The sequence below is a fragment of the Spartinivicinus ruber genome (assembly GCF_011009015.1).
Classification (GTDB): domain Bacteria; phylum Pseudomonadota; class Gammaproteobacteria; order Pseudomonadales; family Zooshikellaceae; genus Spartinivicinus; species Spartinivicinus ruber.
In genome coordinates, this window is sequence record NZ_CP048878.1 from 984,812 (window position 1) to 1,000,245 (window position 15,434).

Sequence of the window (15,434 nt, forward strand, 5' to 3'; positions counted from 1 at the left end):
CCCTGTGCGAATGGCTTGGCTCTACGCAGTGGGTAATAAAAAAGGCAAAGACTTTAAATAGTGGATTAGCTATGTTGTTAACAGGCTTTTATGGCAAGATCCCCTCCCATGGGGACTTTATCTCTCGCCGGTTACCGCGGGAGTTTTTAGATCATTGGGATGAGTGGTTACAAGGGGGAATTGCTCATAGCCAGAAAGTGCTTGCTGACCAATGGCTTAATTTGTATTTGAATGCGCCGGTTTGGCGCTTCTTGCTATCTGATGGAGTTTGTGGGGAGGGCATCTGGTATGGTGTCATTATCCCCAGCATGGATAAAGTGGGGCGTTACTTTCCATTAACCTTTGCTGGACATATTCAACAAAAAATAAGTCCAATGAAACTAATGGCAGAGTGTGGTTATTGGATAGAGAGGTTGGAAGATATCGCCTATAGCGTGCTGGATGATGATTTCGATTTAGAAACCATGGAACAGGACCTTAACAAGCTAGGCAATCCCACCATACGACAAGCGGATGACTTATTTACAGGTACAACGGCTAAAATGCACAGTCGTCCTCATTTACAGGTAACACTTGATGTGGGCAAAATAAGACCATTACAAGCCATGCCGGCTGTTAGTGAATATTTAATTAATAAGCTCTTTAATAGTTACAGTTTCTGGTGGACTCAAGGCACCACACAAATTCAACCGGCATTGTTATGCAGTGAAGGACTTCCTGCACTGCCGGCATTTACCAGTTTATTGACTGGCATGTGGCATGAAGGAGGATGGTTGAACTTAGGCAATGCAATAAGCCATACTGATTCAGCCACACTTATGGAGTAAATAAGTTTAATGATGCCATGTAAGCTTCGCTTTCAGTCTGCTGCTGATACACACCCTGGTAATGTTAGAGTTATTAATGAAGATGCTTATTATAGTGGGGAAGAGAACCACATTTGGGCAATCGCTGATGGTATGGGAGGACACTATGCTGGTGATGTTGCCAGCCGCTTAATTGTTGAGTCTTTAGCTAAGTTACCCAAAGCTGTTTCGTTAGACCAGGGTATTGAACAAATTGTGTCTGCATTAAAAGAAGTTAATCGGCGGTTGCAGGAAGATGTAACGATTAAGCCGGGTAACTACATAATTGGTAGTACAGTCGTTGTTGCCTTTTTGTTTGAAAATGAGTGTGCCTGTCTTTGGGCCGGCGATAGTCGGCTTTATGTTTATCGTGGCGACAAAATTTATCAAATTAGTCATGATCACTCAGTGGTTCAGGAAATGGTTGATAATGGCATTATTACTCCTGAAGAGTCGATTAATCACCCGCAGTCAAATGTGATTACCCGAGCCGTGGGCACTGAAGGAGATTTAAAAGTCGATGTTAATGTTTTTGATTTAGAGCCTGGTGATCGCTTGTTGCTTTGCAGCGATGGCTTGTATGGAGAGCTGCCTGCAGCAGAAATAAAAGAAGCACTGGAACATGAAACACCTGAAGTGTGTGTTGAAGCGCTAATTGAACAAACAGTAGCCGGGCGAGCCAAAGATAATGTAACTGTTAGTGTAATTGATGTGTTTGAAGAAAGGTCGATTGAATATGGGTTTTAGTCTTCTTTGGTAGCAGTCTCAAAAAAACCTTAACAGTAATTTGTAAATCACTTGGCGTATTAAATATAAATTAGTAGCAAATATGGCATCGGATAATAAGACACAACATAAAAAAATAAAACTAGGCAGTAAATATGAAGTGCCAACTAATGATGCCGATGTTCAGCCAACTGGCCAGCAGTCAGTAGATGAAGATAAAAACCAGTTGGTAGACAGTGATAAAACACAATTGGTCGGTGATGATAAAACTGTCGTAATTCCACCCCATCAGCCATCTCAAGCGCAAGCTGCTGATCATAATATTGATGAAGAAGATAAAACCATTGTCACTGGAAAATACTCAACTAACGTTAAAAATACGACAACTGTAGCTGATGAAGCCACAGTTGTTAGCAAACCTGATCAGTTATCTGAAGTAGTGGGACAAGCTGCTACAGGTGCTTTGCCTGAGGATATTACTCAGTTATCAGGTAAGCCTATTACTTCCCAGCCACTAACTCATAGTAGTAATCCTAGTGGTGGTCCACGCCGGGCGACCATTCGGGTTGGCTCGGTTTTAAAAGAACGATTTGAGCTAGTCAAGATACTCGGCTCTGGTGGTATGGGGGTGGTGTATAAAGCCTTGGATCGGCGTAAGCAGGAGGCTAATGATCGTCAGCCTTATGTGGCGATTAAAGTATTGAACGAAGAGTTTCGTCAGCACCCGGAATCACTAGTAGCTTTGCAGCGGGAATCGAGTAAAGCCCAGGAATTAGCTCACCCCAATATTGCTACGGTTTATGATTTTGACCGGGAAAACGATGTGGTTTTTATGACCATGGAATGGTTGCAAGGGAAAGCACTGGATGAATTAATCCGGGAGGATTATCCCGACGGCATGCCGATGCAAAAGGTGCTGAAAATTGCCCGTGGTGTTGCTAATGGCTTGAGCTATGCCCATAAGAGAGGGATTATTCATTCTGACTTTAAACCCAGTAATGTTTTTGTTGTGAGTGATGGCACTGCTAAAGTATTTGATTTTGGTATCGCCAGGGCAGTCTCTAGTCAAGCTCATGGCGAGGGTGAGCAAACCTTATTTGATGCTGGGCAGCTGGGGGCTTTAACTCCTGCCTATGCCAGTTTGGAAATGTTGCTGGGACAAGAGCCAGATATACGGGACGATTTGTACGCCTTTGCTTGTGTTATTTATGAATGTATAACCGGAACACATCCATTTAAAAAGTTGTCTGCACTAAAAGCCCGAGAAGAAAAGAAGCAGCCGGCTAAAATAAAACAGTTGTCAAGCAATCGCTGGAAAGCATTAGCCAGTGCGCTGGCTTTCAATAAGGAAAACCGACCAAAAACAGTTGATGAATTTATTAATGCTTTTGCTGGTCAGCCGAAACGCCGGGCACTGACATTAGTAGGGGTATTAATGGCTTTAATGCTGGGGGCTGCGCCGGTTGGTTATAATATGGTGAAATCCATCCTGGCTGATCAACGAGCAAATGAAGTTATACGAGCTATACATCAATTGCCATCTGAGCGTGCATTGGAAGCTTTTAATCTAATTGAGCAAGAAGAACCTAATGTTCAAGAAAAAGTCATTGATGAAGCTAAGAAAACCATACTTGAATTACTAGAAGCAAAAGCAATGCAGCAGGTTTCAAAGGAAGAGCAGCGATTTGACTTTGTTGGAGCAAGAAATGTTATCTCTCAAGGCAATCGGTATTATCCAGATTCCGCACAGCTAAATGCATTATTTGATAAAATACAAGCGCGTCAGGATCAATTAATTAATTACTTTTATCAGGAATTTAACGTGCTATTGGATGAAAATAAAATTTATCCAAAAGAAAGCGAACGGGATGTGTTGGATATTATTGCAGTGGTGCGAAAGATTGATCCTGAGCATGTCATGTTATCCGATCCTCGTTTGGCTATTGCTTATAGTGAGGCTGCATCAGAGGCTATCCGTAGTGGAAAAATAGACTTAGCTGATAAAATCTTGGCAACGGCGATTTTGCTCTATCCGGAAGATAAGCGCTTAATTGATTTAGTTGATAGGGTAAGAGTGGTTAGAGGTCAGAATACTCAGGGTGTTGATAGGAATACCATAGCAGCAATTCTGGCTAATAACAGCATAGAAACTATTAAACAAGAAATTGAGCAAATGTTACGTCAACCATTTAGCCACGCTAACTGGGGGCTTGAACTGGAGCAAAAATATGAAGCAATAAAATCTAAACTAACTAATGGCGATGACTGGTTAATGAGCACTCAACAGCAAATGGCTTTAACCTATTTAGAACACGCTAAGCAAATGCGACAGGCAAAACGCTATTCTGCTGCCCGCAATGATCTAAAAAAAGCCTATAACTTAGCCCCTAATTTATTTGGATTAGCTGATGAGCAAGCTATTTTAAAAGCTTCTGAAGCGGCTTATAAAACAGAGTTACAAGCATCTAATCGAGCAGCACAAGTTAAAGTTTTGAAAACCCAGTTTGCAATTCAAGTGAAAGCGCGTGATGAAAAAGGAGCAGAGAGTTCTTATCGAAAACTGCGTCGCTTGTTAGGGGCAAGTGATAAATTTATGCTGAAAGATGCTTTAGAGCAAATGGCAAAATTGTATTATAATTTAGCTGAACATCATGCCAAAGCGGGTGACAAACAACAGGCTTCTCGGTTTATTAAAAAAGGATTGCAATATCACCCCAATAGCCGCTTATTGCTTAAAGCTAAAGAAAGCTATCAATAGGAATAACCACAGTAAAATATAGCATTTACTGTGGTTATATATTTACTGCAATTGTAATTTGTTATCTAAATTCTAAAAAATTAGCGAAGAGGATACTACCATTCCACGGGTTTTATACCTGTATTTTGAGTAATCCAACTATTATAGCTATAAGTTTTGGTGAATACGCTGGTGCTTGAGCACTGCTCTCCCCAGCTTACAATACCTATGCTGTAGAATTCACCGCCATAGGATGTGACAAAGGGACCGCCACTGTCGCCATTACAGGCAGAGGCACCAAATGGATAACCAGCACAAATTGCAGAGTTAGGCACAGGGAAGTTAAGTTGTTGTTGACAGGATAAATTCGAAATAATAGAAAGTTGGGCTGCTAATAGCTGGTCGCTGCCTCGACCTCCTGCATGAGTAGCTCCCCATCCTGATACAGTGCCATACTGACCGACTGATGCCGTATTATTCATGACTTCAGTGTTGGGTAGTTTCGCAGGGGTGTAGCGGGCGTCTGCAGGATAAGCTAGTCGAATTAAGCCAATATCCCAACCACTACGAATATTTTGAAGTCCCATCCAGTATGGATGAACAATTAATTGGCTAACAGGTATAGTTTGACCTGCATTATCACTAACGCGAGTAGCGCCTACCCTGACAGTTAAGTTATAAATATTTGCTTGATCGATACAATGTGCTGCAGTTAAAACCCAGTAAGGGTCAATTAAGGTACCACCACAACCTTGTCGCCCATTCATTAATAACATAGCCTGATAAGGTTGTGCAGCTGCAGAGGTTGGAGAGCCACCTACAATCATCGGTGGGCTATGATCAGGTTGATTAAAGGCTTTATCAGCATATACGTGCTTTGCTAAAAAAAGTATTAATAAATAAAAAAATTGGCTAGCATAGGACCATAAGGTTTTTGTTTTCATTATATTCTTCCCTTTTCTACTCTTCGTGAATGATTTCTATAAATGCCTTCCTGACATTTACCTAAAGCTGTTCCAATTTGATCTGCTAAATTGGTTTGGCTTTATTGCCATTCTTCACTGTGAGTATATTTTTATTATTGCGTTGATTTTTATTTTTACTGGTAGTTGTGCAACCGTGTTATTTATATAATAAAAATCATTTTAATGAGTGGTAAATGTTTGACTATATAGACTTGTGTTTGTCTGGATTATGCTATAAAAATCAAAAACTGACTATATTTCACGGGATTTTGTAAAGAATATAAGCTTTCATTAAATTTATGGATAATTTTAGATCCACTTTGGTAGGTTTTCTGTGTTCGGAATAACTCCAGAGCTTACTTTATAATTATAATTCCCAGTCAATTAAACAATCTTTTCTTTGTCATTTTGCAAAATGTATATATAGGCAAATCTAGTAATTATTTGCTGCTGGCCTCTATTGAAATACGCTCATAATATGACTCATTACAGTCTAAAACTCATTTGTGATGAGTATATGGCTTTAGATATGGCGCTCTTCCTGAAGGCGTCTACACTGTTAAGCAACCATTGTTGGGGTTGTCTCTAGCACAGTCAGTTGATCTACAAGCTAGAGGCTATGTAATGTTTAAAAAGCAAAAAGGTGTAGATTATGCCAACTCCCGCGTATATGAAAATTGAGGGTGAAAAGCAAGGCTTAATAACTGCTGGTACTTTCACTGAGGACTCAGTGGGGAATATTTACCAGGAAGGCCATGAAGACCAAATTCTGGTTGAGGCTTTTCGTCATGATGTCATTATTCCCCGTGATCCGCAAAGTGGTCAGCCAACTGGCCAACGGGTTCACCAGCCATTAGTGATAACAAAAGTATTTGATAAAAGTTCGCCACTCCTTTACAACGCATTAACTAGTGGTGAGCGACTGACTAATTGTGAGATCCATTGGTATCGTACTTCTGCTCAAGGGACTCAAGAGCATTATTTTACTATTAAGATAGTTGACGCCATTATTGTGGCTATTAATGCGTCAATGCCTAACTGTCAAGACCCTGGGGTTGCACATTTTACCCACCTTGAAGATGTGCATTTTACCTACCGAAAAATTACGTGGACTCATGAGGTTTGTGGTACTGAAGGGGATGATGATTGGCGAGCGCCAAAAACCTAGACTAATTTGATGTGTGACATAAGGGGTAACATACCCTGTTAGCCCTTATCTGTTAGTTTGTGCGAATAAGCAAAAAAGACTAGAAGCAGTTGGCGGTTTGACTGACTGCTCTCATATAATTATCTGCTAATCGTTGCTTATCTCTAGCAGAGGCTTGAATAATCCTGCCTACTAAACGATCTTGTTGAGCGTTACCACTAAACAGACTGGATACGTCTCTTGCGGTAGAGCTAACGTAGTCATCTAAATCCCATACCCCTGCTCGGGACTGATTACTTAAACTAAGGCTATCCAGCAAATTAAGTTGCAACTGTTGGTCATGAAACATCAGTATTTGTTTGGCACCGGATTCAATCAAGCTAAAACGGTGATTTCCACAGTGTTTGGGAAATTGATAACTGCAGAACGTTTGAGGCCCTTGTTGGCTACTTCTACGATTAAAGTTGAAGGACTGACTTAGCGCTTGTTTGGTACAGTGTACCGCTACTGTTTTTGAAATTTTGTTAATTGTATAGGTTGAGGGTCTGTTGCCGTTAAAGGGCTGGCGAGTTGTACTTGTGCTGCTCAGTGGCTGGCTGTTAGTTGCTGTTGTGTCTGGTCGTCGATAATCAGGAGCAGACTGGCCAGGCCTAATGTAATGTACATCAGTCTCAGTACTCTCAGTTGGTCTTGAGGTTGTCTGGGTACTGGTTGTTGGTTGTGTGCTGTCCGCTTGGCTTACTGGAGCAGGCTTTTTAGTTTGAATAACCACGTTTGCTGGTTTGGATGCACCAACGGGACGGTAGCTTTTTGAGCCTGTACCGCAGCCACTGATAGCAATGGTTAATAAACCAACAGCTAAATAACGAGTTGTGATATTGAAGGCAGTGTTCATCAGTATTCCCAAATTAAAGCTGTTCGCTGTGAGCGAGTGCAACAGTTTCGCATTGTGCTTTTTTCTAACTTAAGTGTAATGCATAGGGATGGTAGCATATGTAGGGAATATCTGGCAGGCGTAGTATTTTATTTACGCAGGGAGTAATGAATGCACTCGTAAAGAGATAATCGTAAAAGTTTAAATGAGTCTACAATAAAAGTTAAACATGTGATGTAAATATAACCAGTTGGTCGAGAAAACTACATCCCCTGAAGATTATGCTGGAAGGGTACAGAAGATGGTGTGTTCATTAGTCATTATGCGATTGTTTAGTTAGTAGGGAAGGTTTATGACATTGGCAGCAAACGAAAGCATTTTTAATATACAGGTAGCTAACTTAAATGACTGCAGGGTGGTGTACTTCTCTGGTGAAGAAACAATTTCAGGGTTATATAAGTTTACAATAGAGGTAGTTAGCGCTAACAAGGAAATTGATGTTGAAGGTTTAGTGGGTAAACCTACGCTGTTAGTCATTCAAGACCCGGATAGCCCTCGTTTTATACATGGTGAAGTTGCTTCGTTTTCACGTATGTATTGGGGACAAAAATTTACTCATTACCAGTTGGTAATGGTGCCTAAGTTTTGGTTTTTAAAACACCGAGTGGGTACTCGAATTTTCCAAAATTTATCGGTGCCTGAAATTATCAAAAAAGTGTTGGATGAAGCAAACATAACCGAAGAACATTACCAGCTAAAGTTAACCGGTAACTATCAACCTAGAGTTTATACCCTTCAATACAATGAAAGTGAATATGACTTCTTATGCCGTTTAATGGAGGAAGAGGGAATTCATTATCATTTTGAGCATTCTGAAGATAAACATGTACTAGTAATGGGTGATGCTAAACCAGTATTTCAAAAAATTCCTCTGAACGAATTGGAGTATCACCCAAGATCTGGCTTAGAAGCCGAGAGTGATGTGAGCTTGACTTTTCATCACTTGGAGAGAACAGTGCCAGGTAAAGTTGTCACTCGTGATTATAACTTTGAAAAACCTAAAATGACTTTAGAAGTTGAGCAGTCTGGTGAAAAACTTTCTGAATTGCAGCAATATGTATTTCCTGGCAATTATACTGAACAGAGTGAAGGGCAACACTACGCTAAAGTAAAAACCGAAGCCAATGAAACACAACGTTATGAAGTTGGGGGATTAAGTAATAGTTGTCGTTTAATACCAGGCTATATTTTTGCTTTAAAGCGCTATGAACGGGAAGGCTATAACAAGGAGTATTTGCTAAAGAAAGTCAATCATACCGGGTATCAAACCCAGTCATTAGATAGTGCCAGCGGTGATGACGGTAGTAGTTACAGTAATGATTACTTTGCAGTAGAAGCGGATACACCTTTTCGCCCGAAAGGTAAAAAACCTTTGGTTATTCCCATTGATGGTACCCAAACGGCTTTTGTCACTGGCCCCTCTGGTGAAGAAATTTATACAGATGAATATGGTCGAATAAAAGTACAATTTCATTGGGATAGAGAAGGCCAGCAGGATGAAAAAACCTCTTGTTGGATTCGTGTAAACCAGGACTGGGCTGGTGGTGAATGGGGGGCTTTTAAGCTACCTCGAATAGGTCATGAAGTGATTATTGATTATATCGATGGTGACCCTAATCGGCCGTTAGTAATGGGGTCGGTTTATAATGGCGAAAGTATGCCGCCTTATGATTTGCCTGAGCATAAAACCCGCAGTACGACTAAAACCAATAGTTCGTTAGGGGGAGAAGGTTTTAATGAAATTCGGTTTGAAGATAAAAAAGGGCAGGAGCAAATTTTTATCCATGCTGAAAAAGATATGGATATTAGGGTTAAAAATGATCGTCGTGATCATGTTGAGGTGGATCGGCATTTAATTGTCGAAAAAGACCGTTTTGAACATATCAAGGCGGATAGCCATCATAAGGTTAATGTCAGCCAATTTAATAAAGTCGCGCAAAAAGTATCTGAAAGCATAGGTCAAAGTCGTCAATTAAAAGTTGGTAATAATTATTTAGAAGAGGCGGGCTCTGAAGTCCATTTTAAAAGTGGCCAGAAAACCGTATTAGATGCAGCAATGGAATTAACCATAAAGGCAGGAGGCTCTTTTATTAAATTTGATCCTTCAGGAGTAACGTTAAACGGCCCAACGGTTAGCCTTAACAGTGGCGGCTCACCTGGAACGGGTACAGCGTCATCCCCCGATGCGCCGACAACGGCTGTAGAAGCGGATAAAGATATTAGCGGGCAAAAATTCACCCCAACGCCGCCACCAGCACCTGCTGAAGGGCAAGGGATTCAGTTTGCAAGTATGGCCCAACAAATTGCCTTGGCTGATGCTATGACCAATGCAAAAGCGTTAGTACAGAATTGTAAGTTAAAAGCTTAGTAATTCATTATTAAGCTTGACTAAGGATGTTGTAATGACCCCATGCGATGATATTAAAACAACCATTGAAATTCAGTTGGATCAAAATGAAAAACGGGCTATTTATGTATTATTTGATCCCGCTGCCAGTGAGTCGCTGCCTGCCGAGTTGTTTTTAAAAGAAGACCAGCCTGACTACCAACCATTATTTATGGAAACAGAGTTTGCTGAGCTGGTTTATGCCTCGCCTTATTTAGTTAAAGTGACTGAGGATAGCCCTTTTTTAGACTGGTGTATTGAACAAGCTGAGGCAACTAATAATCACTTATTTCCCATTATCTATTTATCCTCACACTCATTTGAAACTCAGTTAACCCATTGGCGAAGCTTGCTTAAAGTGAATACTCCGGAAGGGGAGCCGATGTTATTTCGTTTTGCTGACCCACGTGTTTTATTTGCTTATTTAGGTGCCAGTAAACCAGAACAGCAACAGCTATTGTTGGGCCCGGTAGAAGGGTTATTTATTCAGGCGGAAGCGAATACTTGGTTTAGCTTAAATAATGCTGCTGCGGCTGACTTTCAATTAAACCCACAGCTAACCATGCCTTGGTTAAAACTGACAGATAAGCAAGTTGAGGCATTTGACATTCAGGCGCAATTAAATTTGTCGTGGCAAATGGTTGAGCATTTAAAAGAAGAACAGGCGGATTTGGTTGAAGGGCAAACTGATCATGATTTGCAAGAAATGACTTATAAGGGGCTACAAAAAGGAGCCAAATATGGGTTAACAGATGAAGTGGATTTAATTAGCTTTGTAGTGATGATGTTTGTGGTTGCCCCTAATTTTGCAGAACAGCCAGGAATTAAAGCCCGTCTTACTGATGAGTCGATTCCTGAAGATGAGCGGTTTGAATATATGGTTGAAACCACGACAGAAGAAGAATGGGAGGCGGCAGTTGAAGCCTATGATATTGATGCATGGGATTAAATCTTCTTCGTGAATGACTTTTATGCTTTGTTATCTTCGCAATTCCCCCAGTCACTTATTGTACATAAGCTCCTGGGGCTTCATTGCCTCGCTCTTGTGCCCTAGGGGTATAAATAGCCCTTCACTTTGGAGATTATATATCAATAACAGCATTAAAATATAATATTTTTAAAAGAACAGTTACTTTGTAAATTCGAGCAGTAAAGTAAATGAACGTTAAACTAGCGCTTGCCAATGCTGAAAAGGAATTAGCCCAATTAGAAAAAGCCAAAGCTTCTGAAATGGCGATTGCTGCTGTGGATGTAGCTGGTTTAATTGATCCAACGCCTGCCTCTGATTTGGTAGGTGCGGGGATGAGTTTTGCCCGTGGTGATTTTTTAGGTGGTGCTTTGTCGTTGGTGTCGGTTATCCCTTATGTAGGTGATGCGATTGCTAAGCCTTTAAAAGCAGGGCATACGGCGAAAAAAGTATTAGATATTGGCAAAAAAATTGCCAAAATGCAGGCCCGCATCAAGCAACTAAAAAAACTGGAAAAAGTCGCAGAAATTGCTACGCAAAAAGCGGGTAAAGTCGTTGGACAAATTTCTGATCAAGTGGGTAAAGTAGCAGGACAAGTTGGTAAGGTGGCCGATCAGGCTGAACAGGCATTAGGACAAGCTGCCAGTAAAGTCAGTGGCATGGTGGGCGATGCCATAGGTAAAGTCAAAAACCAATTCAAAAAACAAAAAAAAGGCAAATGTGAATCCTGCGATTTTAATGCGAAGCAATCTAAACAACAAAAAGTGGCGGCTGCCAAACAAAAACCGGAAGTAAAAACCAATAAAGCCTCGGGTGAAAACGGTAATGGCCAAAAAGTTCCCAGTAATGATAAAACCTGCACCAGTGGTTGTCCGATTAGTATGGTGGCAGGCGAAGAGCTACTTGAGCAAACGGATTTTGTATTAAGTGGGCCACTGAGTTTTGTTTGGAGCCGCACCTACCGTACCAGTAATAATAAAGCTGCCGAGTTAGGCACAGGTTGGACCACCCCGTTAGGTGAAAAGCTTCAACAAGCAGGTAGCCAACTGTTTTATTTCAATCAGGAAGGTCGCTCAATTCCCTTACCATTACCGCCAGCTAATGGCCAAAGTTATAACCAAACTGAAAAACTACGGGTTTTTGATTTAGGTAATGATTTAATTTCGATTAAACCCCAGCAAGGCCCAGAAAAAATCTTCCGACTTACCGGCGATGCTGCAAACAAACAGGGCCAATTAATTGGACTGCGGGATGACTGTGATAACACCATTCATATCAGTCATGGTAATGCGGAACAGCCCACTCAATTGACCAGCAGCTGGGGGCAGGCCGTTTGGTTTTATCATGATCCACAAGGCCGGATTACGGCCATTACTCGAGGGCCAGATGCCGACACCCCACCAGATACCCAACCTGTCGTGCAATACCAATACGACAGTCATGGGGATTTAGTTGCGGTATTGGATGCCTTAGGCCATGGGGAAAAGTACGCTTATAACAATCATGTTATCACCCAACGTACCTTAAAAAGTGGCTTTAGCTTTTATTTCGAATGGGATCAATACACGCCACAAGGCAAGTGTTTACGCAACTGGGGGGACAATGGCATTTATGATTATCAATTTACCTGGTTCCCAGATGAAAACCGCAGCACTTCTACCGATAGTCGTGACGCCACCACTGAGTATCGCTATAACGACAATGGCCAGATTATCAGTGAAACAGATCCTCTAGGAGGGGTGACTGAACACCAATATGATGATGCCGGTAATGTCGTCAGCACAGTTGATCCGACAGGTAATACCACGCTTTATGAATATAGTCCTGATGGTTTATTGATAAAAGTCACCGACCCGGAAGGTAATAGCCACGCGATTGAATACGATGACGAAGGTCGGCCAACTACATTAACTGACCCATTAGGTAACCGTTGGGGCCGTCAATACGACGCGCGAGGGCTGTTAGTTAAAACCCTTGATCCAGATGCTAACCCAACCCAAATTGACTACAATCCCTTGGGCTTACCCGTACAAATTACCGATGCTATGGGGAATGTACGGCAACTACAGTGGAACGAACAAGCCCAGTTAATTAGCCAAACCGATGCCGAAGGTCAAATCACCCAATACCATTATGACGAACTAGGTCAGGTAGTTGCCAGCCAAGACAGTCAAGGGGCCCAAACTTATTATCAATATGATGCCTTAGGCCAGCCGATTGCGGCGCAACTACCCAATGGTAAACAGATTAAACTGGGGTATAACCCCGCAGGGCAGCTGACAGCCTTTACCGATGAAGTCGGCCACACCACAAAGTATGAATATGAGGGGCTAGCTCAGGTTAAAAAACGCATTGACCCTGCTGGCCAAGTGTTTGAATACTTTTACGATACCGAACGTAATTTAACGGGCCTGAAAAACGAAAATGGCGAAACCTATCAATTAGTTTATGACCTCAATGAGAACCTGATTAAGGAGGTGGGTTTTGATGGCCGAGAACAACACTATGAGTACAACAAATCCGGTCAATTAATCAGACATATTGATGGGCCAAAAATCCCAACAACCGATGCAAACCGAAGGGAAGCAGCAAGCCCAACAAACCCCGAACAACCCAGTATTCCCATTACCGAATTTAAACGTAATAAACTGGGACTACTGCTTGAAAAACAAACCAGTGATGGTGAAGTCAGCACCTTTAAATACGATGCTGCTGGGCACTTAATTGAAGCCAATAACCCTCATCGCCAACTGAGCTTGGCATATAATGCTCTTGGCTTACTTACCCAAGAAAGTCAGGATAACCAAACCATCAGCCACCGTTATGACCCATTAGGCAACCGAATTAACACCACCCTGCCTGATGGTCAAAGTATTCATTACCGTTACACGCCTGATGGTTTATTTACTGATGTAGCCTTAAACGACCAGTTAATCACGCAAGTAAGGCGTGATAACCACGGGCGGGAAATCAACCGTATTCAAGGGGTAGTAGAAAGCCAGTTTGAATACGACATAATGGGAAGGCTTACCCGCCACCGAGTGGGTAGCCGAGAAACACGGCAGTTAATCATCCAGCGGGAATATGGCTATGATAGTGCAGGTAATTTAGCCTTAATCAAAGACTTGAAAAAAGGCGAAACCCAGTTTCAATATGATGCTCTAGATCGGCTAACCGTAGTTAATGGCATTATTAAAGAAAGTTTTGCCCATGACCCTGCAGGTACTATTTTAGCGCAAACAGATTACCTCAATGGTCAATCACAAGGTAACCGGCTGTTATTCCAAGGGGACCGCCATTTTGCTTACGACAGTCGCGGTAATTTAGCGGCCGAAAAACGCGGTAAGAACGGCAAACTGGTCACTCGCTACACTTACAATCACGCAAACCAACTCATTAAAGTTGAAAGCGCCAGCCAAACCTCTGAGTTTACATACGACGCACTCGGGCGAAGAGTCAGTAAAAAAGATAATTTTGGTGAAACCGAATTCCTCTGGAATGGGGATGTCCTGCTATCAGAAACCAGGCAAAATATCCATAAAACCTACCTATATGAACCAGAGTCTTTTCGACCACTTGCGTTAGTGCAGGATAACCAGGTTTATTTTTATCACCTAGACCACTTAGGCACTCCACAGGAAATCAGCGACGCCAGAGGCAACATCGTCTGGTCCGTTCAATACCGGGCTTATGGCAATGTCATTAGAAAACAAGTGGAACATATCCAAAACAACCTGCGGTTCCAGGGCCAATACTTTGATGAAGAAACTGGCCTGCATTACAACCGACACCGGTATTATGACCCAGGGTTAGGACGGTTTATTAATCAGGATCCGATTGGGTTGGTGGGTGGAAATAACCTATATAGCTACGTTCAAAATCCTGTGCATTGGATTGATCCTTTAGGGCTTGCAAATTACGTTCTGATAGGAGAGGGTCAAGCAGCAGTAGAAGCGTATGCAAAGAATATGAGGAAATTAAGACCAAATGAAGAGTTTAGAACAATTAAGAAAGATTGGACATCCCTTATGGAAGAGTCTGGTGCAGTAAGGGAAAGGTTTGGTTCAAAAAATTGGGAAATAGTTGCAAACGAAGCAAATGCTCAGTGGATAAGAGATAGACATAAAGAAGGTTATGTCTTTATTGATATGGGTGAAGATGCTGCAAAACATAGAAGCTCGTTTTATAAAACTGAGTTAAGAACTCTAGAAGAGGTAGGTGCTAAGGTTTATAAGGGAGCATCTAAACAAATTAAAAAGGCGAGAGCCGAAGCTCCAGTGAGTCAAAGGCCAATGTCAAAATTAGATTGTTAATATGCCAAAGTTATTTATATTTGTTCCTGTAGATGATGCTAAAATTGCGGAAGTTTTTTTTGTTCAAATATTGGATTTTAAGCAAAAGAGAGATTTTTTTGTACCTAAAAATATTGAGTATGATGAGATTGGAATACGGCTGCAAATGGATAGAGAGATAAGGGAAAAGAATAAAAAACAAAGTAGGGTCGCACTATTTACTTACTTTGTTGAAAAAAACTTTTTATCATATTGTAAAAAAATAAAAGATCAGGGTGTAAAGTTTACATTAATGTGTTCTCATCCAGGTGGATATGCTGCCTGTATTCTTGACCCTTTTGGAAATGAAATACAGATAGAATCTGAAAGCTTTGATGACGAGGATTCAAGTATAGATCCAAGTGATTGGCCTATATACGAGAGATATTAGTTTTA

General features: G+C 41.4%; 10 protein-coding genes. 8 read left to right on the top strand and 2 right to left on the bottom strand.

What is annotated here, in order from left to right:
* Positions 1-71 precede the first annotated feature (71 nt).
* The 3 genes from tagF (at position 72) to G4Y78_RS04530 (ending at position 4,329) form a co-directional block, all read left to right on the top strand.
* Entirely contained in the window at positions 72-827 is a 756-nt protein-coding gene (tagF, locus tag G4Y78_RS04520; RefSeq protein ID WP_163831899.1) for a type VI secretion system-associated protein TagF, read from the top strand.
* A 9-nt stretch (positions 828-836) separates the two neighbouring features.
* Positions 837-1,592: a PP2C family protein-serine/threonine phosphatase gene (locus G4Y78_RS04525; protein ID WP_163831900.1), complete on the top strand. Its 756-nt coding sequence runs from the start codon at positions 837-839 to the stop codon at positions 1,590-1,592.
* 82 nt (positions 1,593-1,674) lie between these two features.
* Positions 1,675-4,329, top strand: a complete 2,655-nt coding sequence (locus tag G4Y78_RS04530) for a serine/threonine-protein kinase (protein WP_163831901.1) — start codon at positions 1,675-1,677, stop codon at positions 4,327-4,329.
* Between the two features lie 95 nt (positions 4,330-4,424).
* Here G4Y78_RS04530 and G4Y78_RS04535 read toward each other — a convergent pair whose 3' ends face one another.
* Complete coding sequence (locus G4Y78_RS04535) at positions 4,425-5,252, bottom strand: serine protease (protein WP_163831902.1); 828 nt, start codon at positions 5,250-5,252, stop codon at positions 4,425-4,427.
* Between the two features lie 673 nt (positions 5,253-5,925).
* Between G4Y78_RS04535 and G4Y78_RS04540 the strand changes: the two genes are divergently transcribed.
* Positions 5,926-6,441 (top strand): Hcp family type VI secretion system effector, encoded by a 516-nt coding sequence (locus G4Y78_RS04540; protein WP_163831903.1) that lies wholly within the window; start codon positions 5,926-5,928, stop codon positions 6,439-6,441.
* Positions 6,442-6,520: 79 nt separating this feature from the next.
* Here G4Y78_RS04540 and G4Y78_RS04545 read toward each other — a convergent pair whose 3' ends face one another.
* Positions 6,521-7,315: a hypothetical protein gene (locus tag G4Y78_RS04545; protein WP_163831904.1), complete on the bottom strand. Its 795-nt coding sequence runs from the start codon at positions 7,313-7,315 to the stop codon at positions 6,521-6,523.
* A 331-nt stretch (positions 7,316-7,646) separates the two neighbouring features.
* Here G4Y78_RS04545 and G4Y78_RS04550 point away from each other — a divergent pair, with 331 nt between their 5' ends.
* From G4Y78_RS04550 to G4Y78_RS04565, 4 genes are all read left to right on the top strand, one after another.
* Positions 7,647-9,722: a type VI secretion system Vgr family protein gene (locus tag G4Y78_RS04550; protein ID WP_163831905.1), complete on the top strand. Its 2,076-nt coding sequence runs from the start codon at positions 7,647-7,649 to the stop codon at positions 9,720-9,722.
* A gap of 34 nt (positions 9,723-9,756) precedes the next feature.
* Positions 9,757-10,689: a DUF4123 domain-containing protein gene (locus tag G4Y78_RS04555; protein WP_163831906.1), complete on the top strand. Its 933-nt coding sequence runs from the start codon at positions 9,757-9,759 to the stop codon at positions 10,687-10,689.
* A gap of 209 nt (positions 10,690-10,898) precedes the next feature.
* Positions 10,899-15,020 (top strand): RHS repeat-associated core domain-containing protein, encoded by a 4,122-nt coding sequence (locus G4Y78_RS04560; protein WP_163831907.1) that lies wholly within the window; start codon positions 10,899-10,901, stop codon positions 15,018-15,020.
* Between the two features lies 1 nt (position 15,021).
* Positions 15,022-15,429, top strand: coding sequence for a VOC family protein (locus G4Y78_RS04565; RefSeq protein ID WP_163831908.1), 408 nt, complete (start codon positions 15,022-15,024; stop codon positions 15,427-15,429).
* The last annotated feature ends 5 nt before the right edge of the window (positions 15,430-15,434 follow it).

Bases quoted from the DNA above. Each gene is read 5' to 3' on its own strand.
- G4Y78_RS04540 (WP_163831903.1), top strand. From the start codon at position 5,926: ATGCCAACTCCCGCGTATATGAAAATTGAGGGTGAAAAGCAAGGCTTA.
- G4Y78_RS04530 (WP_163831901.1), top strand. From the start codon at position 1,675: ATGGCATCGGATAATAAGACACAACATAAAAAAATAAAACTAGGCAGT.
- G4Y78_RS04560 (WP_163831907.1), top strand. From the start codon at position 10,899: ATGAACGTTAAACTAGCGCTTGCCAATGCTGAAAAGGAATTAGCCCAA.
- G4Y78_RS04535 (WP_163831902.1), bottom strand. From the start codon at position 5,252: ATGAAAACAAAAACCTTATGGTCCTATGCTAGCCAATTTTTTTATTTA.
- G4Y78_RS04545 (WP_163831904.1), bottom strand. From the start codon at position 7,315: ATGAACACTGCCTTCAATATCACAACTCGTTATTTAGCTGTTGGTTTA.
- G4Y78_RS04550 (WP_163831905.1), top strand. From the start codon at position 7,647: ATGACATTGGCAGCAAACGAAAGCATTTTTAATATACAGGTAGCTAAC.
- tagF (WP_163831899.1), top strand. From the start codon at position 72: ATGTTGTTAACAGGCTTTTATGGCAAGATCCCCTCCCATGGGGACTTT.
- G4Y78_RS04555 (WP_163831906.1), top strand. From the start codon at position 9,757: ATGACCCCATGCGATGATATTAAAACAACCATTGAAATTCAGTTGGAT.
- G4Y78_RS04525 (WP_163831900.1), top strand. From the start codon at position 837: ATGATGCCATGTAAGCTTCGCTTTCAGTCTGCTGCTGATACACACCCT.
- G4Y78_RS04565 (WP_163831908.1), top strand. From the start codon at position 15,022: ATGCCAAAGTTATTTATATTTGTTCCTGTAGATGATGCTAAAATTGCG.